Here is a 19,644-nt window from a genome sequence, read left to right as displayed (position 1 = left end):
CCGCGCTGAACGCCTTTGCATTGAAATCCTTGGCATCGAAGGCCACCCTGGCGGCCGCGCTGCTGGCCATGCCGCTGGCCGTGCAGGCGCAACTTTCCCCGGACCTGGGCGAGCGGCTGGCACGCGACTACGCCCGCCCGGCCGTCAGCAAGATGGTGGATGCCGCCGCCGCGCTGGATGGCGCGCTGGGCGGCTGGTGCGCCAGGCCGGATGCCGCCGGTGCCACGCGCGTGGCCGACGCCTATACACAGTTGGCGCTGGCGTGGTCCGGCGTCGAGATTCTGCGTTTTGGCCCGCTGGTGCAAGCCAACCGCTTTGAACGGCTGGCGTTCTGGCCCGACACGCGCGGCGTCATGCCGCGCCAGGTGCAGCAGTTGATCGCCGCGCAAGACGCCGCCTTGCTCGCGCCCGGCGCGCTGGCCGGCCGCAGCGTGGCGGTGCAGGGCCTGCCCGCGCTGGAATACGTGCTGTACGGCGACCCCGCGCTGCTCAAGCAGACCGGCGCGCCGACCTTTGCCTACGCCTGCGGCTATGCCCGCGCGGTGGCCGCCAACGTTACGACGATATCGCGCGATGTGGCCCAGGCCTGGAGCCCGCAAGGCGAGTTCGGCCGCCAGTTCGCCAAGCCGCAAGCCGGCAACGACCTGTACCGCGACCCCCAGGAAATTGCCGCCGAGGCCATGAAGGCCTTGTCGACCGGTTTGCAGTTTGCCCGCGACGTGAAGATCCTGCCGGTGTTGGGCGAGTCCCCCGACGCCGCGCGGCCCAAGCGCGCCGCGTTCTGGCGCAGCGGCATGTCCACGCGCTTGCTGGCGGCGAATCTGGATGGCTTGAGGGCGTTCTATCAGGCGGGCGCCTATGCCTTGCCCGCCGGCAGCGACTGGATGGATGTGTCCGTGCGCGGCGAATTGCAGTCCGCCGCCCAGACCTTGCAAGCCGTGCCCGCCCCGCTGGACGCCGCGCTGCAAGACGAAGAAGGGCGCCGCTTGTTGCTGTTGGCCTCGCTGACCATCCAGAACGCCAAGGCCATCGTCGACCAGGATCTGGCCCCGGCGCTGGGTGTCACCATCGGGTTCAATGCGCTTGATGGTGATTGACCGCCGCCGCTTCCTGATGCTGGCCACGGCGCTGGGCTTGTCGCCCAACGCCGCGCGGGCGGTGCTGCCCGCCGATGGCGGCGCGTTGTATCTCAGCGCGCGCAAGCGCGGCGGCCGCGACGAAGCCGTGTTGCTGAACGAGGCCGGGCACGACCGTCTGGTGGTGCCGATGCCCGCGCGAGGCCATAGCTTTGCCATCGACGCCGCGCGCCAGCGCGCGGTGGTGTTCGGCCGCCAGCCGGGCTTTTTTGCCGTGGCGTTTTCGTTGCGTGACAAGGGCCAGCCGCAGGCTTTGCCTGTGCCGGACGAACGCCATTTTTTCGGACATGGCGCGTTTATTGATGGCGGGCGCCTGTTGGCCGCCACGGAAAACGACTTCGAAGGCGGGCGCGGTGTGCTGGGCATCTACGATGCCTCGCCGGGCGGCGCGTGGCGCCGAATCGGCGAATTCGATTCGGCCGGTATCGGTCCGCACGAAGTCGTATTGATGCCGGACGGCAAGACGCTGTGCGTCGCCAACGGCGGCATCCTGACGCATCCCGATTACGGCAAGCTGGAACTGAACCTGGACACGATGCGGCCATCGCTGGCCTATATCGACGCGGCCAGTGGCCGGTTGCTTGAAAAGGTGGAGTTGCCGCCCACGCTGCATCGCTTGTCGATCCGGCATCTGGCGCTGGCGGCCGACGGCTGCGTGTGGTTCGGCTGCCAGTACATGGGACCGGCATCGGATCGGCCCGCGCTGGTCGGGCGGCATCGGCGCGGCGCGCCGCTGGAACTGTTCGAGGGGCCGGCCGAGACGCTGCGCAATATGCGCAACTACGTCGGGTCGGTCACGGTGGATGCGGCGGGCGGCGTCATCGCCACGTCCAGCCCGGTGGGCGGGCAGGTGATGTATTGGGACGCGGCCAGCGGCCGCTGCCTGGGCACGACGCCATTGGCCGACGGGTGCGGCGTGGCGCCCGCGCCCGAAACCGGGTTTCTGATCAGCAGCGGCCTGGGCGCCATGCTGCGCGCCGATGCCACGGGTTACCAGGCACCGGTGCTGCCGCCTTCGCGCGAGCTGTCCTGGGACAACCACTTCCGCGTCGTCAAAGCCTGACACTGCGCACGGCACTTACAAAGCTTGACATAGCAAGCCCGCGCCGCGCCCCTTTGCGTCGGCGTCATCTGATACAGTTTTCGGTTGTTATTTTTTGTGGAAAATTCCATGGAAGACGCCTTGAACGAATTCCACGCCTGGGCCCCCAGGCTGGTTGATATGGGCATCAATCTGTCGGTGGCCCTGCTGATCCTGATCATCGGCTGGTGGGTGTCGTCGCTGCTGGGCAGTTGGGTGCGACGTGCGGCAACGCGATCCAGCAAGATCGACCCGACCATCGTGCCGATGTTCTACAGCACGGTCGTGTGGGCCGTGCGCATCTTTACCGTCATCGCCGTGCTGGCGCGGTTTGGCGTGCAGACGGCCAGCTTGATCGCCGTGTTGGGCGCCGCCGGTCTGGCTGTGGGCCTGGCGCTGCAAGGTACGCTGCAAAACATCGCGGCCGGCATCATGCTGCTGATCTTGCGCCCCATCCGCGCGGGCGAATACATCGCCCTGAGCTCCGGCGCTGACGGCACGGTGGCCGAAGTGGGCTTGTTCCTGACCCGGCTGGTGCAAGGCGATGGCATCCACCTGACGCTGCCCAACAGCACCGTCTGGAACGCCACCATCACCAACTACAGCCGCAACAAAACGCGCCGCCTCGATATCCCGGTGCCGGTGCGCTATGGCGACGACCTGGATCAGGTGATGAACAAGCTTAAGGAAATCGTGGCCGCGCGCCCGGATGCGCTGATGGATCCGGAGCCGCAGATCAAGGTGTTTGAGTACAAGGAAAGCGGCGTCATCGTGAACGTGCGCGTGTGGGCGGAATCCAGCAAGTATTGGGATCTGCGCTGGGGCCTGTACCAGGAAATCCGCACCTCGCTGGAAGCGGCCGGCTTTCAGCCGCCGATTCCGCTGCGCGAAATCCAGAACCCCAAGACTGCCGGCAAGGCTGACGCGGCCACCTGATGGTCGCCAGCTTGTCGAGCATGCAAACGGGCGCCTTCGGGCGCCCGTTGTTTCATGCGGCCAAGAAGGCGTCCGCCATCTGGTCCGCCATCTGGTCCACCCTCTGGTTCGCCATCAAGCCTGCATCGCCAGCCGCGCCAGTTCCGATTTGATCCAGCCCGCGATCTCGCGTTGACGCTGGGCCGGCATGCGGTCGATGATGGCCGTGACACTGACGGCCAGCAGCGGCGAACCGTGCGAATCCAGCAGCGCGCAGCCCACGCCCAGCGCGCCACGTACCGCATGGTTGCCCACCACGGAATAGCCGCGCGCGCGGGTGTTGTCGATCAGCCGGTACATTTCCTGCGGCGTCATGCCGCCGTATTCGTCCAGCCGACCCGAATTGCGGTCGACGATGCCGCGTGCGATGTCGTCCGGCAGCGCGGCCAGCAGCGCCATGCCGCCTGAGCCCACGCCCAGCGGCTGGCGCTTGCCGGCGTAGGTGGCCAGGATCTGCACCGGATAGCTGCCGATCTCGCGATGCAGGCTGATGGAATCATCATCGTCGCGCACCACCAGGAACACGGCGTCGCCCGTGCGGTCCGCCAGGCGGCGCAACACGGGCAGCAGTTGACGCACGCGCGGATCGCGCGAGCGGGTGTCGGGGTCCACGGCCAGCTGGGCGCGATATTTCTTGGTGCCCGTCACGGGCAGCACCAAGCCGGCGTCCAACAGGGCGGCCAACAGGCGGTAGATGGTGGGGCGCTGTATGCCCGTCAAGCGGGCGATATCGGTCACGCTGAGGCCGTCGGGCCCTTGGTCGCGCAGGGCGGCCAGCACGGCAAGTCCGCGCCGCAACGTACGTGGGCCTGCGGCCGCGGCATCACTGTCTTGCATGCAAATCTCTGAAAACTTAGGGTTATTGCGGAACGGTCAAGGGAAAACCATTGTCCGTAGCGTGGACTCTACCTTGATGCAACCGTCGTGTATAGCTCAAAATGCGTCATCAAATAATTCGAATCGTCCATCTAATGGACAGTACCTGCACGGAGACACTATGACTACAGGTCAAAAGCCTGGCCTGCGGCGTTTTGCCGCCACCCTTCTGGCTACCGCCGCAAGCGCCTTCGCAATGGGTTCCGCCCATGCTGCATACCCTGACAAACCCGTCCGCATCGTGGTCGGATTTTCCGCCGGTGGTACCACCGACGTGATCGCCCGCATCATGGCCAAGGAACTGACCGAGGCCCTGGGCCAGTCGTTCGTGGTTGAAAACAAACCGGGCGCCGGCAGCAACATCGCCACCGACCAGGTGCAGCGCGCCGCCCCGGATGGCTACACGCTGCTGTTCGTGGCCGTCACCAGCGCCATCAACCAGACGCTGTACAAGAACGTCACGTTCGATCTGACCAAGGACTTCGCCCCGGTCGCCCTGGGCGCCAAAGTGCCCAATATCCTGGTCGTGAACCCGGAAGTGCCGGTCAAGTCGGTCAAGGAACTGGTCGATTACGCCAAGAAGAACCCGGGCAAGCTGGCTTTTGCCTCGTCGGGCAGCGGCACCTCCATCCACATGGCGGGCGAGCTGTTCAAGATGAAGGCGGGCATTGACGTGCTGCACGTGCCCTACAAGGGCAGCGCGCCGGCCATGACCGACCTGATCGGCGGCCAGGTGCAATTCATGTTCGACAACATGCCGTCGGCATGGCCGCACGCCCAATCGGGCAAGCTGCGCGCCCTGGCCGTCACCACCAGCGACCGCTCCAAGAGCGCGCCGGACCTGCCCACCATGAAGGAATCGGGCTTTACCGATTTTGACGTGTCCTCCTGGTTCGGCCTGCTGGCCCCGGCGGGCACGCCGCCGGAAGTGATCAACACGCTGAACGCCGCCATGCAGAAAGCGCTGGACAAGCCTTCCGTGCAGACCAGCTATGAAAAGCTGGGCGCCGTGGGCGTGAAGACCACGCCGGCTGAATTCGGCGCGTTCATCAAGTCGGAAGTCGAAGGCTGGGCCCCGGTGGTCAAGGCCTCGGGCGCCAAGGTGGACTGATAGCGGGACGCACCCCGGCCAGCACCAGTTGCTGCCGGGGCTGTGATCCCAAAGGGACGGGCCTTGCGCCCGTCCCTATTTTTTTGCGCCGCCGTTGCGCCGCGCGGTGGCCAGCATGGCGGTGCAGACGCCGCGCATCATGTCCACTTCGTCGCGCGTCAACGCCGGCCGCGAAAACAGATGGCGCATGCGCGGCATTAACTTCTTGGGATGCGCCGGGTCCAGGAACTGGACGCTGATCAGCGCTTCTTCCCAATGCGCCAGGAACGCCTGCACGGCCTCGCCCGAAGCGGGCTCGGCGCCGCGCGACGGCTCTTGCGCGGTCGACGCCGGCAACAGCGCCGCGCCTTGTTCCACCAGCAGGGCGTAGCGCAGCTCCCAGGCGGCCAGCTGCAAGGCCTGGGCCACGTTCAGCGAGCTGTATTCCGGGTTGGCGGGAATGTGGCAAATGCGATGGCACAGCGCGATTTGCGCGTTGGTCAGCCCGGCGCGTTCGGTGCCCAGCACCACGGCGGCCACGCCTTCGGCGGTACCGGCCAGATGCGCGCGGGCCAGGTCGGCCGCCTGACGGATGTCGCAGGGCGGAGGACCCAGGTCGCGCACGCGCGCGGTCAAGGCAAATGCCATGGTCACGGGCGCCAGCGCTTCTTCCAGCGACGGATAGATGCGCGCGTTTTCCAGCACGTCCAGCGCGCCGCTGGCCAAAGCCACGGCTTCGGGCTGGCTGGTTACATCTGGAAATTTAGGCTCTACCAAGACCAATTCGGAGAAGCCCATTGTCTTGATGGCGCGGGCCGCCGAACCCACGTTTCCGGGGTGGCTGGGGTTCACCATAATGAAGCGAACACGTGAAAATGCTTGAGTCATTTAAAATGGCGCGTTTGGCTTCACGCCTTCCTGGTTTTTTGGGTCGATTTCCCCGTTGGGGCGACGACGATTCGGGGGGGCGGCAAGTGGCCTATCATCACGCGAACCCACCGCATACGTACGGAATTTTATGCACCCGATGCTCAACATCGCCATCAAGGCGGCCCGGCGTGCCGGCACCATTATCAACCGTGCCAGCATGGATTTGGAACGACTCAGCGTGGCTCGCAAGGGGCCGCGCGATTATGTCACGGAAGTCGATCGCGCCGCCGAGGAGTCCATCGTCGAGACACTGCATGCCGCTTACCCGGACCATGCCGTGCTGGGCGAGGAATTCGGGCTGCAAGGTCCCGACCAGGCCGAATTCCAATGGATCATCGATCCCCTGGACGGCACCACCAACTTCATCCACGGCCTGCCCAACTACGCCGTGTCGATCGCGCTGACCCAGCGCGGCCAAGTCACGCAAGCGGTCATCTATGACCCCTCGCGCAATGAACTGTTCACGGCCAGCCGTGGCAGCGGCACCTTCCTGAACGACCGCCGCGTGCGCGTCTCGGGCCGCACCCGCTACCACGAAGCCCTGTTGGGCGCGCACTGGCCCAACGCCGGCGATCCCGAACAGGGTTCGCAGCGTTTCCGCCATATGGCCGAAAGCGTCACGGGCGTGCGCCGCATGGGTTCCACCGTGCTGGACCTGGCCTACGTGGCCAGCGGCCGCCTGGACGGCTTCTGCGGCGTGGGCCTGAAGCCCTGGGATCTGGCCGCCGGCAGCCTGATGGTGCTGGAAGCCGGTGGCCTGATCGCCGATTTCGACGGCGAACAAGGCTGGATGGACAGCGGCAACGTCCTGGCCGCCACGCCCAAGATCTTCACGCAGTTGCTGACGTCGCTGAACCCGCCGTCCGCCGCCTGATCGCGCGGGCCGATGCGGCCTGCAACAGACCGGCCTTCGGGCCGGTTTTTTTTATGGCCCTCGCACGGCGAACACAAGCCATGCACATGGCTGAAAACCATTGGCCATCAGGCAAACGGAGGGCCGCGTGTCACCGGCATGTCACGAATTTTCCATGTACGATTACCGGTCGTGTAACTTCTGGAGCTCCTGATGGAGTGGCTGCTAGACCCCGCAGCGTGGGTCGGCTTGCTTACCCTGGTCGTCCTTGAGATCGTCCTGGGCATTGATAACCTGATTTTCATCGCCATCCTGGCGGACAAGCTGCCCCCTGCGCAACGCGACCGCGCGCGCATCATGGGGTTGAGCCTGGCCCTGATCATGCGGCTTGGCCTGCTGTCCGTCATGTCGTGGCTGGTCACCTTGACCACCCCCTTGTTCACAGTCGGTCCGGTGTCGCCTTCGGGGCGCGACCTGATCCTGATGGTGGGCGGCCTGTTCCTGCTATTCAAAGGCACGATGGAACTGCACGAGCGCCTGGAAGGCGGCCAGCACGCGGGGTCCTCCGGGCCGCGCGTGTACGCCAGCTTCTGGGTGATCGTTACGCAGATCGTGGTGCTGGACGCGGTGTTCTCGCTGGACTCGGTCATCACCGCCGTGGGCATGGTGGATCACCTTGCCATCATGATGATCGCCGTGGTCATTGCCATCGGCATCATGCTGCTGGCCTCCAAGCCGCTGACGCGGTTCGTCAACGCGCACCCGACCGTGGTGGTCCTGTGCCTGGGCTTCTTGCTGATGATCGGCTTTTCGCTGCTGGCCGAAGCCTTTGGCTTCAAGGTGCCCAAGGGCTACCTGTATGCGGCCATTGGTTTCTCGGTAGCCATCGAAGCGCTGAACCAGGTGGCGCGCCGCAACCTGCTCAAGCTGGACGCCCGCCGCCCGATGCGCGAACGTACCGCGTCGGCCGTGCTGCGCATGCTGGGCAAGCGCCCGCCCACCAGCGACGAAGCCGACCTGCCCAATGCCGACGGCCCGGCCATCCCGGCGTTCGGCGTGGAAGAACGCAACATGGTCAGCGGCGTGCTGACGCTGGCCGAACGTTCCATCCGGTCGATCATGACGCCGCGCACGGATGTGTCCTGGGTCAATATCGACGACGACCCGGAACTGATCCGCCGCCAGTTGACCGAGGCGCCGCACAGCTTTTTCCCGGTGTGCCGGGGGTCGCTGGACGAAGTGCTGGGCATCGCGCGGGCCAAGGACCTGGTCGCCGACCTGATCACCGAAGGCCGCGTGCGCCGCAACCGGCTGCGCGATCCCATCATCGTGCACGAGTCGATCGGCATCCTGCGGTTGATGGACACGCTGAAGCGTTCGCGCGGGCAGCTGGTGCTGGTGGCCGATGAATTCGGCGCCATCGAAGGGCTGGTTACCCCCATCGACGTGTTCGAGGCCATCGCCGGTGAATTCCCCGACGAAGACGAACTGCCCGACATCGTGGCCGACGGCGACAACACCTGGAAGATCGACGGTGCGGCCGACCTGCACCACGTCGAACAGGTGCTGGAAACCGAAGGGCTGGTCGACGAGGCCCAAGACTTTTCCACCCTTGCAGGCTACCTGCTGTCACGCTTTGGCCACCTGCCCAAGCCCGGCGATGTCTGCGAACACGAAGCCCATCACCAGCGCTTCCGCTTCGAGGTGCTGGAAATGGACGGCCGCCGGATCGCGCTGGTGCGCGTTGAAAAGCGGCCACAGGAAATGCTGTCGGACGAAGCCCCGCTGGCCAACGATTAACCGGAACCCCTACCTATCGTGACTGACAACGCGCTCTATCTGATCAAGGCCTTCATTCTTGGCATTCTTGAAGGCCTGACCGAGTTCATCCCCGTGTCCAGCACCGGCCACCTGATCCTGGTGGGCGACTGGATCAACTTTCAGTCCGGCGATGGCAAGGTGTTCGAAGTGGTCATCCAGCTGGGCTCGATCCTGGCGGTGATGTGGGTGTTCCGCGCGCGGCTGATGCAGCTGATCCGGGGCACCTTGACCGGCGTGGCCAGCGAGGTGGCCTTCACCCGCAACCTGATCATCGCGTTTCTGCCCGCCGCGGTCATCGGCGCCATCTTCATCAAGACCATCAAGTCGGTGTTCTATCACCCCGGCGTGGTGGTGGTGACGCTGGTGGTGGGCGGCCTGATCATGCTGTACGTGGAACGCCGGACGCATCACACCCCGGGCGACGCGCCGGGCGCCGCCGACGACACGGCGTCCGACGAACGGGCATCGGCGCACACGCTGGAACAGATCACCTGGAAGCAGGCGCTGGGCGTGGGCGTGGCCCAGTGCTTTGCCATGATCCCGGGCACGTCGCGGTCGGGCGCCACCATCATCGGCGGCATGATCGCCGGCATCCAGCGCAAGACGGCCACGGAGTTCTCGTTCTTCCTGGCCATGCCCACGATGCTGGGCGCGGCCGTTTTCGATATGTACAAGAACTTCGGCCTGCTGACCCAGCACGACCTGTCCGGCATCGCCGTGGGCTTCATCGCGGCGTTCCTGAGCGCGATGGTGGTGGTGCGCGCGGTGCTGCGCTTCGTGGCCAACCACACGTACCGCGTGTTTGCCTGGTATCGCATCGTGTTCGGCGCGGTGGTCGCCGCGTGGATCTTCACGCGCTAGTCCCTTTCAGTCGCGCATAAAAAATGGCCTCGCGGTTGCGAGGCCATTTTCATGGTGCGGCCGTTGCCGGCATTGCACAGCGTTCGGCTTTGTCCTGAGTCTTACTCTTACGATTCCGTTTCCAGGTCGTAGAACGTCAGCCCATCGCTATCGATGATCAGCCAGCCACCGCGCGGGGGCGACACGTGGTCGCAATCCCAGTCGGGCAGCACCCAGCGTTCACGCTTCTTGCCGTCCACGTCCAGCACGTGACGCGCCGGGCGATGCGTGTGGCCATGGACCAGTACGGGCACGCCGCTGTCGCGGAAGATCGCCTCGATGGCGGCGCCATTGACGTCCATGATTTCCATGGACTTCGTCTGGTTGGCTGCCTGGCTTTCGCCGCGAGCCTGCTGCGCCATCGCCAGGCGCTCGGGGATGGTCTTGGCCAGGAACTCGGCTTGCCACTGCGGATTGCGGACCATCTTGCGGAACTGCTGATACGCGGCGTCGTCCGTACAGAACTCGTCGCCGTGCGTCAGCAGCACCGGGCCGGCATCCGTTTGCAGCAGGGCGGGCTCGGGCAAGAGCTTGGCGCCCACCGCCGTAGCCAATTCTTCCCCGATGAGGAAGTCGCGGTTGCCGCGCCCCAGCCATACCGGGATGCGTGCGCTGGTGTCGCGCAGCGCCGTCAGCACCGTGGCAAGCCACGGCGGTGCGGCGCGGATCACGTCATCGCCGATCCAGGCGTCAAAGATGTCGCCCGGCAGCAGCAACGCGGCAGCTTCCTGCCGCGCGGCCTCCAGAAACGCCAGGAATGCCCCGGAGGTGGCCGGCGTGGCCGGCCCCAAGTGCAGGTCGGACGCCAGCCAGATCGGGCCGGGCAGGGCAATCTTAATCAAGAATCTCGGCCTTCTCGATGATCACGTCTTCGTTGGGCACGTTCTGGTGGAAGCCCTTGTTGCCGGTCTTCACGCCCTTGATCTTTTCGACCACGTCGGTGCCTTCGGTGATGGTGCCGAACACAGCGTAGCCCCAGCCGTTCGGCGTGGGCGACGTGAAGTTCAGGAAATCATTGTTGGACACGTTGATGAAGAACTGCGCGGTGGCCGAGTGCGGGTCGCTGGTGCGGGCCATCGCCAGGGTGTACTTGTCGTTCTTCAAGCCGTTGTTGGCTTCGTTTTCGATCGGGGCATGCGTTTGCTTTTGCTTCATGCCGGGTTCGAAGCCGCCGCCCTGGATCATGAAACCGTCGATCACGCGGTGAAACACCGTGCCGTTGTAGAAGCCTTCCTTGACGTAGGTCAGGAAATTCTCGACGGTCTTGGGCGCCTTGGCGGCATCCAGGGTGATGACCATATCGCCTTGGTTCGTAACAAGCTTGACGCGCGGGTTGGTGCTCATGGCTTTTGTGCCTTCAGAAGTAGTGGTGGTGGAGGAGGCCGCTGGGGCGGCGCTGACAAGCGCTGGGGCAAATGCGGCCAGCGCGAACGAGCACGCCGTCAGGCGCAGCAGGTGGAAGGGTGAGTAACGGGACATCATTTGCCTTGTTTATCCTTCAGCATGGTTTCGACTTCACGGGCCTTCTCCTGCATGCCGGGCACGCCATCGCTGGCGGCCTTCTTGTAAGTGCGCAGGGCCTGTAGAAGTTGCAGATCGCCCAGGTTGGCTCGGGCGGCGGCGTAGCCGGGGTCAGCGCGTAGTGCCATTTGGAGGGCGTCTTGCGCTTTTTCAAGTTCACCGCGGCTGGCATATAGAGCGGCCAGGTTGTTCCAAGGTTCCGGCAACTCGGGGAAACGCGTGGTCATGTCGGTGTAGATGTCGATGGCTTCGCCCGTGCGGTTCAGGGCGGCCAGTGCGCGCGCGTGCTGGAACATCAACTGCACATCGGTGCCGCGTTGGTCCTTGATTTCGGCCTCGCGCTTTTCGATCATCGCCAACGCTTCTTCGTTATCGCCGCGGTTCAGCAGCATTTCGATGCGGTTGGTGATCTGTGAGGGCGACGGCGTCAAGCGCGTGTCGACACCGGGCTTGGCTGCTTCCAGCAGTTTGGCCAGACTGTCCCAGCCGCCTTCGGGGGGGATGGGGTCCAGGGTGGTGCGCGTGGCGTTGGGGCTGGCCCCACCGCCGCCGGCCATCGACTGGGCAAGGGCGCTACCGGCCGGCGCGCCGGCAAAGGCCAGCGCGAGCAGGGCGACACAAAAACGCGGCTTGATAGTCACGTGGGTATCCGTTAAAAGTCGTGGCCGGGCAGCACTTACGCGTGCGACCGGGCCGCTTGCTATACTTGACGACCGCCATTTTAGCCCCGGTTGCGTTTTTGTTTCGGCAAGAGCTTGAGCTGGAACAGAGATGTCGAGCTGGAGCCCCCCGGCAGGACGCACGGTACCGGGGATATCACCGGTACCGGGGGTATCGAGGGTATCGGCGGTACCGGGGGTATCGGTGACACCGGTGATACCGGTGATACCGGCGTATCGTCCCGCCCCAGCAACTTTTTCCGATTTCGCCGCGGAAAGCAATCAGACCAATACATAAGCGCCATGCTGCAAATCTACAACACGTTATCGCGTACCAAAGAACCGTTCAAACCGGCCCAGGCTGGTCAGGTGCGCATGTACGTGTGTGGCATGACCGTGTACGACTTCTGCCATCTGGGCCATGCCCGCATGCTGGTGTCGTTTGACGTCGTGCAGCGTTGGCTGCGCGCCAGCGGTCTGGCCGTGAACTACGTGCGCAATATCACCGACATCGATGACAAGATCATCCGTCGCGCCGTGGAAACCGGCCGCCGTATCGGCGAGGTGACCGAGTTCTATATTGCCGCCATGCATGCCGACGAGCGCGCGCTGGGTGTTCAATCGCCCGACCGCGAGCCGCGCGCCACGCAATACGTGGGCGACATGCTGGACATCATCGGCAAGCTGGAGCAGAACGGCCTGGCCTACCAGGCCGACGACGGCGACGTGAACTACGCCGTGCGTGGCTTTGCCGGTTACGGCAAGCTGTCCGGCAAGACACTGGACGACCTGCGCGCCGGCGAACGCGTGGCGGTGGGCTCGGCCAAGCGCGACCCCCTGGACTTCGTGCTGTGGAAGTCGGCCAAGGCCGACGAACCCGCCGACACCAAATGGGAATCGCCCTACGGCATGGGCCGCCCCGGCTGGCACATCGAATGCTCGGCCATGAGCCAATCCTTGCTGGGCCTGCCGCTGGATATCCACGGCGGCGGTCCCGACCTGAAATTCCCGCACCACGAAAACGAAATCGCGCAGACCGAAGGCGCGTTCGGCGGCACGCTGGCCAACATCTGGATGCACTGCGGCCCGCTGATGGTGGATTCTGACAAGATGTCCAAATCGTTGGGCAACTTCCGCACCATCCGCCAGACCGTGGCGTTGGGCGACCCGGCGGCGGACGACGCCGACTACCGCGTCAACCCGCGCGAAGCCGAAATGGTGCGCTTCTTCATTGTGCGCAACCACTATCGCAGTTCGCAGAACTACACCCCCGACAACCTGGTCGACGCGCAAAACGCACTGGACCGCCTGTACCAGGCCTTGCAGAACGTGCCGGCCGACGACCAGGGCATCGACTGGAGCGAGCCGCAGGCCCAGGCCTTCAAGGCGGCCATGGACGACGACTTCAACAGCTCGGGCGCCGTGGCGGCCCTGTTTGAACTGGCCACCGAGGCCAACCGCGACAAAAACGCGCGCAGCGCCGGCCAGTTGAAGGCGCTGGCGTCGTTGTTGGGTTTGTTGCAGCAGGACCCGGCAACGTACTTCCAGTCGCCCACGCGCTATTCGGCCGCCGCTATCGAGCAGGGCCCGCGCGCCACGCTGGACGCGGCCGCCATCCAGTCGCTGATCGATGCGCGCGCCGCCGCCAAGGCCGCCCGTGACTTCGCCGAGGCCGACCGCATCCGCGCCGAACTGCGCGAGGCCGGTATCGAACTTGACGACAAGCCGGGTGGCTTGACGCAATGGCGGCGGGCCTGAGCCCAGTGGATACGCCTGATATGTCCGCTGCCGATCTCGACATTCCCAAGCCTGACTATTGGGAAGCGGCCGTCGCCCATCTGATGCGGCGCGACCGCATCCTGAAAAAAGTCATCCCGCAGCATCCCGAGGTGTGGCTCACGTCGCGCGGCACGCCGTTCGTGACGCTGGCGCGCGCCATCATCGGGCAGCAGGTGTCCACCAAGGCGGCCGACGCCGCCTGGACCAAATTCATCGAAGCCGTCGGCAAGCGCCCCACGCCCGTGGCCGTACTGCGCGTAGGCGTCGATGGCTTGCGCCGCGCCGGCTTGTCCCAGCGCAAGGCCGAGTACGTGCTGGACCTTGCCGTGCACTTCGGCGAACGCCGCGTCCACCCTGAAAAGTGGGCGGCCATGGACGACGAAGCGGTTATTTCTGAATTGGTCGCCATCCGGGGCATTGGGCGCTGGACGGCGGAGATGTTTTTGATTTTCAATCTACAGCGGCCTGACGTCCTGCCGCTGGATGATCCAGGGTTGCTCAAGGCAATCTCGCTTCACTATTTCAGTGGCGAGCCTGTCTCGCGCTTCGAGGCTCGCGAAGTCTCGCTGGCGTGGCAGCCCTGGCGTACCGTGGCGACCTGGTATCTATGGCGCAGTCTGGAACCGACACCGGTTCAATACTGATGCACACCAGGCAGCCCATCTACGGAACCACACTACATGCGCAATACATTTCTGGAATTTGAACAGCCGCTGGCCGAACTTGAAAACAAGATCGAGCAGCTGCGCTATGTGCAGGCCGATTCTGCGGTAGACATCTCCGACGAGATCGGGCGTCTTCAGCAAAAAAGCCAGACCTTGGCCAAGGAGATCTACGCCAAGCTCACGCCGTGGCAGACGGCCCTTGTCGCCCGCCACCCCCAGCGTCCCTACACGCTGGACTACGTGCGCGAAATGTTCACCGACTTCCATGAACTGCACGGCGACCGCATGTACGCCGACGACCAGTCCATCATCGGCGGCCTGGCGCGCTTCAATGGCACGCCCTGCATGGTCATCGGCCATCAAAAGGGCCGCGACACCAAAGAACGCGCCGCCCGCAACTTCGGCATGCCGCGTCCGGAAGGCTATCGCAAGGCCCTGCGCCTGATGCGCCTGGCTGAAAAGTTCGGCGTTCCCGTGTTCACCTTCGTGGACACCCCCGGCGCATACCCGGGCATCGGCGCCGAAGAACGCGGCCAGTCCGAAGCCATCGGCCACAACCTGTACGCCATGGCCGAACTGAAAGTGCCCGTGATCTGCACGATCATCGGCGAAGGCGGTTCCGGCGGCGCGCTGGCCATTGCCGTGGGCAATGCCGTGCTGATGCTGCAATACGCCACCTACGCCGTGATTTCGCCCGAAGGCTGCGCGTCGATCCTGTGGCGCAGCGCCGACAAGGCGCCCGATGCCGCCGAAGCGCTGGCCATCATCGCGCCGCGCCTGAAAGACCTGGGTCTGGTTGACCGCGTCGTCAACGAACCCGTGGGCGGCGCCCATCGCGACCCGCGCGTCATGGCGCGCTTGCTGCGCCGCGCACTGGCCGACGCCCTGCGCCAACTGCAAGGTATGACGCCCGAACAGCTCGTAGAGCAGCGTGTGCAACGCCTGCTGTCCTACGGCGCTTATACGGAAGTGCGCGCGTAGCCCCGGCGAAGGCGCCGGCTGGTACGCCGGCGCCACGGCCGCGCTGCCCGCGCTCCAAATCATGAATGCGCACCCCACGCCCGACACGCCCGACCAGGCCGAGTCGGGCGTGTCGCATTGCGCGTCCGCAGCGCCGTCGGCGTCGACGGAAAAGGGGGCGGTGCCATCCGCTGCGTCTTCGGTGTCGACAGCCGGGCAGACGGTGTTGCCGGCCAAGGCGTCGGTGTCGGCCGCAGGGCGACCGGCGTCAACGGTTGTGCTGCCGACATCGCCCGCGCTGACCGTGGCGTTGCGAGACGCCTTGCACGCGCTGCCCGCCCGTCCCGCACGGCTTGCTGTCGCGTTGAGCGGGGGCGCCGACTCGGCCATGCTCGCCGTGCACGCGGCGGCCGTTGCGCATGATCTTGGCATCGGCCTGTCGCTATTGCACGTGCATCACGGCTTGCAGGACGCGGCCGATGAATGGGGCAGGCAAGTCCATGCGCTGGGCGCATTGCTGGGCCTGCCGGTGCAGGAAGCGCGCGTGCAGGTCGAGCAAGCGGCGGGCAAGGGCATCGAGGCCGCCGCGCGCGATGCCCGCTATGCCGCGCTGGCGCGGTTGGCACAGGCAGAAGGCGCGACTCACGTATTGCTGGCGCATCACCGCAACGATCAGGCGGAAACCGTTTTGCTGCGGCTGCTGCGCGGCACCGGCCTGCTGGGCATGGCCGCGATGTCGCCGGTCTCGCAACGCGACGGCATCGCCTATGTGCGCCCCTGGCTTGCGCAGGACCGCGCGACGATCCTGCTGGCCGCCGACGCCGTGCGGCAAGCGTGCGGCTGGCAACCCGTACAAGACCCCACCAACGCCGATCCCCGCTACACCCGCGCCGCCGTGCGCGAACTGCTGGCGCCCGTGCTGGACAAGCGCTGGCCCGGCTGGCGTGCCATCGTGGCGCGGCATGCCACGCACATGGCCGAAGCGGCGCAGATCCTGGATGAAGTCGCGCGCGAAGATTTTGCCCGTCTGGACCCCGGCCCCGACGGCGCCAGCTTTTCACTGAAGGCGTGGCGCGAATTGTCCCCGCCGCGCCAGTCGCAGGTGCTGCGCTTCTGGTTGCAACAAAACGGTGCGCGCATGCCCACGGACGCGCGCCTGCGCGACCTGCTGCGCCAGCTACGTGAACTGCACAGCCTGGGGCATGACCGGCAACTGCGGGTGCGGCAACCCGGCCATGTCGTGCGCTGCCATCGCGGGCGCGTGTGGATCGAAGCGCAGGAATAAATCCCGGTTTCAGGAAAGAATCCACGAAAAATAGCCGCGCAATGAACATAAATTTCCTCAAACTGAGCAAATTTTTACCGCCGCGCTAGAATATATGGTTTTGCCCGTCACCACTTTGCGGCGGGTTTCCAGCCAGAGTACGAGATGTCCCTGATCGTTCATAAATATGGCGGTACTTCGATGGGCTCGGTCGAGCGCATTCGGAACGTGGCGCGTCGCGTCGCGAAGTGGCACGCCGCCGGCCACCAGGTTGTTGTAGTGCCGTCGGCAATGGCGGGCGAAACGAATCGCCTGCTGGGTCTGGCGCGCGAAATTTCGCCGCAGCCCGATAGCCGCGAACTCGATATGATCGCCGCCACCGGCGAGCAGGCCAGCAGCGGTTTGCTGGCCATTGCGTTGCAGGCCGAAGGCGTGCCGGCGCGCAGTTATGCGGGTTGGCAAGTGCCCGTGCGCACGGATTCGTCCTTCACCAAGGCGCGCATCAGCTCGATCGACGACGCCCGCATCCGCGGCGACCTCGACGCAGGCCGCGTGGTGATCGTGACCGGCTTCCAGGGCATCGACCCCGAAGGCCACATCACGACGCTGGGCCGTGGTGGTTCGGATACCTCGGCCGTGGCCGTGGCCGCCGCCATCAAGGCCGACGAATGCCTGATCTACACCGACGTGGACGGCGTCTACACGACCGATCCGCGCGTGGTGCCCGAAGCGCGCCGTATGGCCGTCGTTTCCTTCGAGGAAATGCTGGAAATGGCCTCGCTGGGCTCCAAGGTGCTGCAAATCCGCTCGGTGGAATTCGCCGGCAAATACCGTGTTCCGGTCCGGGTCCTGTCCTCGCTGACCGACCCGCTCATTCCGCTCGACGAAGAAATGGTCTCGGGCACGCTGATTACTTTTGAGGAAGACGAAAAAATGGAAGCCGCCGTTGTCTCCGGCATCGCCTTCAGCCGCGACGAAGCCAAAATCACCTTGCTGGCGGTGCCCGACAAACCGGGTATCGCTTTCTCCATCCTGGGCCCGGTCGCCGCCGCCAACATCGATGTCGACATGATCGTGCAGAACCAGTCCGTGGCTGGCACGACCGACTTCTCGTTCACCGTGAATCGCAACGAATTCGCGCGTGCCGTCGACCTGCTCAAGCGCGAAGTCATCCCCGCCGTGGGCGCGCGTGAACTGTCCACCGACGAGAAGGTCGCCAAGGTCTCCATCGTCGGCATCGGCATGCGTTCGCACGTGGGCGTGGCCAGCCTGATGTTCCAGACGCTTTCGCAAGAAGGCATCAACATCCAGATGATCAGCACCAGCGAAATCAAGACGTCGGTCATCATCGACGACAAGTACATGGAATTGGGCGTGCGCGCGCTGCACAAGGCCTTTGGCCTGGACCAGGCACCCGCCGCCAAGGAATAAAGGCAGCGGATCGGCACGTTTTTTTTGATTGATGGCCCCGTTGGCGGGCAAGCACCAAAAAATTCGTGCTAGAATCTCGTTCTCTTTTCGGAGACGTGCCCGAGAGGCTGAAGGGGCTCCCCTGCTAAGGGAGTATGTGGCTAAAAACTGCATCGTGGGTTCGAATCCCACCGTCTCCGCCAGATCTTCGGCGCTGGTCCTAAACAACCAGCGCTGAATTAAAAAACCCGCAATCGCGAAATCGATTGCGGGTTTTTTTCATTGGCGCGTGTCGTTCGTGGGGGTATTGGTCGTCGGCGCTTTTTTCATCAGCGTTTTTTCATCAGCGCGTTTTGCATTCCAGCGCGGATAGCAAACCGTGCGCCTGCTCCACGACATCCGCATCGTTCGGCCTGAACGGCATCGGCAACGCTTGCGACAGGCCCTGGTATTGCGCGTGGCTGCTGCGGGCGTAGGCGGGGTCGTAATGGCGGTCGATGAGCTCGCGCGCCAGATCGATGCGGCGGCCGTCGTCCACCATCTGCTGCCAGCCCTGGATCACTTCGCGGCTATGCAGGCCCAGCATGCGTTGCAGCTGGGCTTTCAACCATTCCGGGTTTTCGAATAGCTGCGCGTAGTCCTGTTGAAGGAACGCGGCGCGGTCTTCGCGCGTGGATGCCACGTTGACGCATACGCCTTCATGCATGGCTTGCAGCAAGGCGGGCGGCAACTCGACGGCGCCTATCTTGCGGCTCTCGGCTTCAACGAACACGGGTTGTGATGCGTCCAGCGCGCGAAGGCGTGCGGCAAGCAGCGTGTCGAAGTGCTTTTGCGAAGGCTGCGCCACGCCGGGCAGGGCGCCCAGCAACGAGCCCCGGTGCGAGGCCAGTTGTTCCAGGTCCAGCGTCTGCGCGCCGGCTTGCGCCAGCGCGTTCAGCAAGCGCGTCTTGCCGCTGCCGGTGGGGCCGACCAGCACCACGCAGTGCAAGGCCGCAGGCAAGGTCGCCAGCGCTTGCAGCGTGGCGCTGCGATAGCTTTTGTAGCCGCCGTCCAGCTGCCGCGCGCGCCAGCCTATCATGTTGAACATCAGCGTCATGGAGCCGGACCGCTTGCCGCCGCGCCAGCAATAGATCAGCGGGCGCCAGCCTTGCGGCCGGTCGGCGAAGCGCGTTTCCAGATGCTGGGCGATGTTGCGGGCGACCAGCGCGGCGCCCAGTCGAGACGCTTCGAACGGCGACGCCTGGCGGTACAGCGTGCCGACCTGTACGCGTTCTTCATTACTGAGCACGGGCGCGTTGATAGCGCCCGGGATGTGATCGTCGGCGTATTCAAGCGGCGAGCGTACGTCGATGATTTCATCGAAGTCGTGCAGCTTGTCCAGACTTACCAGCAGGTGTTTCACGATGACGGCCAAGAGATAAGGGGGCAATGGAAGCGGCCACTAGGATAGTGCTTTCTGGCGGCGTGGGTTCACGATTGCGATGGCAATGGCTGCCGTATCCGACCCGCGCCGCCATGCGATATTCCAACGCCCCGACTTGCACGTTTTCTGAAACAACGCTATTATTCAAGGCTTGCTTTTTGACGCGCCCGTAGCTCAGCTGGATAGAGTACCTGGCTACGAACCAGGGGGTCGTAGGTTCGAATCCTGCCGGGCGCACCAAGTTTTCTAGAGTGGTTTTTTTGTAGGGTGGTTTGTAGAACGTAGCGGATTCGTTTCGCGA

Annotated in this window: 18 protein-coding genes and 2 tRNA genes; 14 read left to right on the top strand and 6 right to left on the bottom strand. The window is 64.7% G+C overall.

The genetic code is table 11. From position 1 onward, the window contains the following. Positions 1–68: 68 nt before the first annotated feature. From YH64_RS11275 to YH64_RS11265, 3 genes are all read left to right on the top strand, one after another. The gene (locus YH64_RS11275; RefSeq protein WP_046804207.1) at positions 69–1,097 is read left to right on the top strand and encodes an imelysin family protein; all 1,029 of its coding nucleotides are present in this window, start codon (positions 69–71) and stop codon (positions 1,095–1,097) included. Continuing rightward, positions 1,087–2,199 (top strand): DUF1513 domain-containing protein, encoded by a 1,113-nt coding sequence (locus tag YH64_RS11270; protein ID WP_046804206.1) that lies wholly within the window; start codon positions 1,087–1,089, stop codon positions 2,197–2,199. Before YH64_RS11275 ends, YH64_RS11270 begins: the two co-directional genes overlap by 11 nt. 108 nt (positions 2,200–2,307) lie before the next feature. After that, entirely contained in the window at positions 2,308–3,153 is an 846-nt protein-coding gene (locus YH64_RS11265) for a mechanosensitive ion channel family protein (RefSeq protein WP_046804170.1), read from the top strand. Between the two features lie 114 nt (positions 3,154–3,267). Here the strand turns inward: YH64_RS11265 and YH64_RS11260 are convergent, their stop codons facing one another. Then, on the bottom strand, positions 3,268–4,029 hold the full coding sequence (locus YH64_RS11260) for an IclR family transcriptional regulator (RefSeq protein WP_046804169.1): 762 nt from the start codon (positions 4,027–4,029) through the stop codon (positions 3,268–3,270). A 160-nt stretch (positions 4,030–4,189) separates the two neighbouring features. On the opposite strand from YH64_RS11260, the gene YH64_RS11255 reads away from it, so the two are divergent. Next, on the top strand, positions 4,190–5,179 hold the full coding sequence (locus tag YH64_RS11255; protein WP_046804168.1) for a tripartite tricarboxylate transporter substrate binding protein: 990 nt from the start codon (positions 4,190–4,192) through the stop codon (positions 5,177–5,179). A gap of 75 nt (positions 5,180–5,254) precedes the next feature. Here YH64_RS11255 and YH64_RS11250 read toward each other — a convergent pair whose 3' ends face one another. After that, positions 5,255–6,046 carry an RNA methyltransferase gene (locus YH64_RS11250; RefSeq protein WP_104144229.1) on the bottom strand — a complete coding sequence of 264 codons (792 nt, stop codon included), beginning with the start codon at positions 6,044–6,046 and terminating at the stop codon, positions 5,255–5,257. Positions 6,047–6,176: 130 nt separating this feature from the next. Here YH64_RS11250 and YH64_RS11245 point away from each other — a divergent pair, with 130 nt between their 5' ends. The 3 genes from YH64_RS11245 to YH64_RS11235 all read left to right on the top strand — a co-directional run bounded on the left by YH64_RS11245 (position 6,177) and on the right by YH64_RS11235 (position 9,623). Further along, a complete protein-coding gene (locus YH64_RS11245) occupies positions 6,177–6,962 on the top strand; it encodes an inositol monophosphatase family protein (protein WP_046804166.1) in 786 nt (261 codons plus the stop codon). Positions 6,963–7,154: 192 nt separating this feature from the next. After that, positions 7,155–8,741: a TerC family protein gene (locus tag YH64_RS11240; protein WP_046804165.1), complete on the top strand. Its 1,587-nt coding sequence runs from the start codon at positions 7,155–7,157 to the stop codon at positions 8,739–8,741. A gap of 18 nt (positions 8,742–8,759) precedes the next feature. Next, the gene (locus tag YH64_RS11235; RefSeq protein ID WP_046804164.1) at positions 8,760–9,623 is read left to right on the top strand and encodes an undecaprenyl-diphosphate phosphatase; all 864 of its coding nucleotides are present in this window, start codon (positions 8,760–8,762) and stop codon (positions 9,621–9,623) included. A gap of 107 nt (positions 9,624–9,730) precedes the next feature. Here the strand turns inward: YH64_RS11235 and YH64_RS11230 are convergent, their stop codons facing one another. The 3 genes from YH64_RS11230 to YH64_RS11220 all read right to left on the bottom strand — a co-directional run bounded on the left by YH64_RS11230 (position 9,731) and on the right by YH64_RS11220 (position 11,824). Then, positions 9,731–10,504, bottom strand: a complete 774-nt coding sequence (locus YH64_RS11230; RefSeq protein WP_046804163.1) for a UDP-2,3-diacylglucosamine diphosphatase — start codon at positions 10,502–10,504, stop codon at positions 9,731–9,733. Then, the gene (locus tag YH64_RS11225) at positions 10,497–11,006 is read right to left on the bottom strand and encodes a peptidylprolyl isomerase (protein WP_046804162.1); all 510 of its coding nucleotides are present in this window, start codon (positions 11,004–11,006) and stop codon (positions 10,497–10,499) included. The genes YH64_RS11230 and YH64_RS11225 overlap by 8 nt, the downstream gene beginning before the upstream one ends. Before the next feature lie 134 nt (positions 11,007–11,140). After that, positions 11,141–11,824 carry a tetratricopeptide repeat protein gene (locus YH64_RS11220; RefSeq protein ID WP_046804161.1) on the bottom strand — a complete coding sequence of 228 codons (684 nt, stop codon included), beginning with the start codon at positions 11,822–11,824 and terminating at the stop codon, positions 11,141–11,143. A 321-nt stretch (positions 11,825–12,145) separates the two neighbouring features. Here YH64_RS11220 and cysS point away from each other — a divergent pair, with 321 nt between their 5' ends. From cysS to YH64_RS11190, 6 genes are all read left to right on the top strand, one after another. Beyond that, positions 12,146–13,600: a cysteine--tRNA ligase gene (gene cysS, locus YH64_RS11215; protein WP_046804160.1), complete on the top strand. Its 1,455-nt coding sequence runs from the start codon at positions 12,146–12,148 to the stop codon at positions 13,598–13,600. Between the two features lie 20 nt (positions 13,601–13,620). Beyond that, positions 13,621–14,265 carry a DNA-3-methyladenine glycosylase gene (locus YH64_RS11210; RefSeq protein ID WP_046804159.1) on the top strand — a complete coding sequence of 215 codons (645 nt, stop codon included), beginning with the start codon at positions 13,621–13,623 and terminating at the stop codon, positions 14,263–14,265. Positions 14,266–14,301: 36 nt separating this feature from the next. After that, entirely contained in the window at positions 14,302–15,267 is a 966-nt protein-coding gene (locus tag YH64_RS11205; RefSeq protein ID WP_046804158.1) for an acetyl-CoA carboxylase carboxyltransferase subunit alpha, read from the top strand. A gap of 61 nt (positions 15,268–15,328) precedes the next feature. Then, positions 15,329–16,531, top strand: coding sequence for a tRNA lysidine(34) synthetase TilS (tilS, locus tag YH64_RS11200; protein ID WP_370512737.1), 1,203 nt, complete (start codon positions 15,329–15,331; stop codon positions 16,529–16,531). Between the two features lie 144 nt (positions 16,532–16,675). After that, positions 16,676–17,941 (top strand): aspartate kinase, encoded by a 1,266-nt coding sequence (locus tag YH64_RS11195; RefSeq protein WP_104144234.1) that lies wholly within the window; start codon positions 16,676–16,678, stop codon positions 17,939–17,941. A gap of 89 nt (positions 17,942–18,030) precedes the next feature. Then, positions 18,031–18,123 (top strand) — tRNA-Ser (locus YH64_RS11190). 140 nt (positions 18,124–18,263) lie between these two features. Here the strand turns inward: YH64_RS11190 and mnmH are convergent. Next, the gene (gene mnmH / locus YH64_RS11185) at positions 18,264–19,322 is read right to left on the bottom strand and encodes a tRNA 2-selenouridine(34) synthase MnmH (protein ID WP_046804204.1); all 1,059 of its coding nucleotides are present in this window, start codon (positions 19,320–19,322) and stop codon (positions 18,264–18,266) included. 184 nt (positions 19,323–19,506) lie between these two features. On the opposite strand from mnmH, the gene YH64_RS11180 reads away from it, so the two are divergent. Further along, positions 19,507–19,583: transfer RNA gene (locus YH64_RS11180), tRNA-Arg, on the top strand. The last annotated feature ends 61 nt before the right edge of the window (positions 19,584–19,644 follow it).

The organism is Achromobacter sp. LC458 (assembly GCF_001005835.2).
GTDB classification, from domain to species: domain Bacteria; phylum Pseudomonadota; class Gammaproteobacteria; order Burkholderiales; family Burkholderiaceae_B; genus Achromobacter; species Achromobacter spanius_B.
Note: the sequence above shows the minus strand (reverse complement) of the source record. Positions and strands in the feature narration are given on the sequence as shown.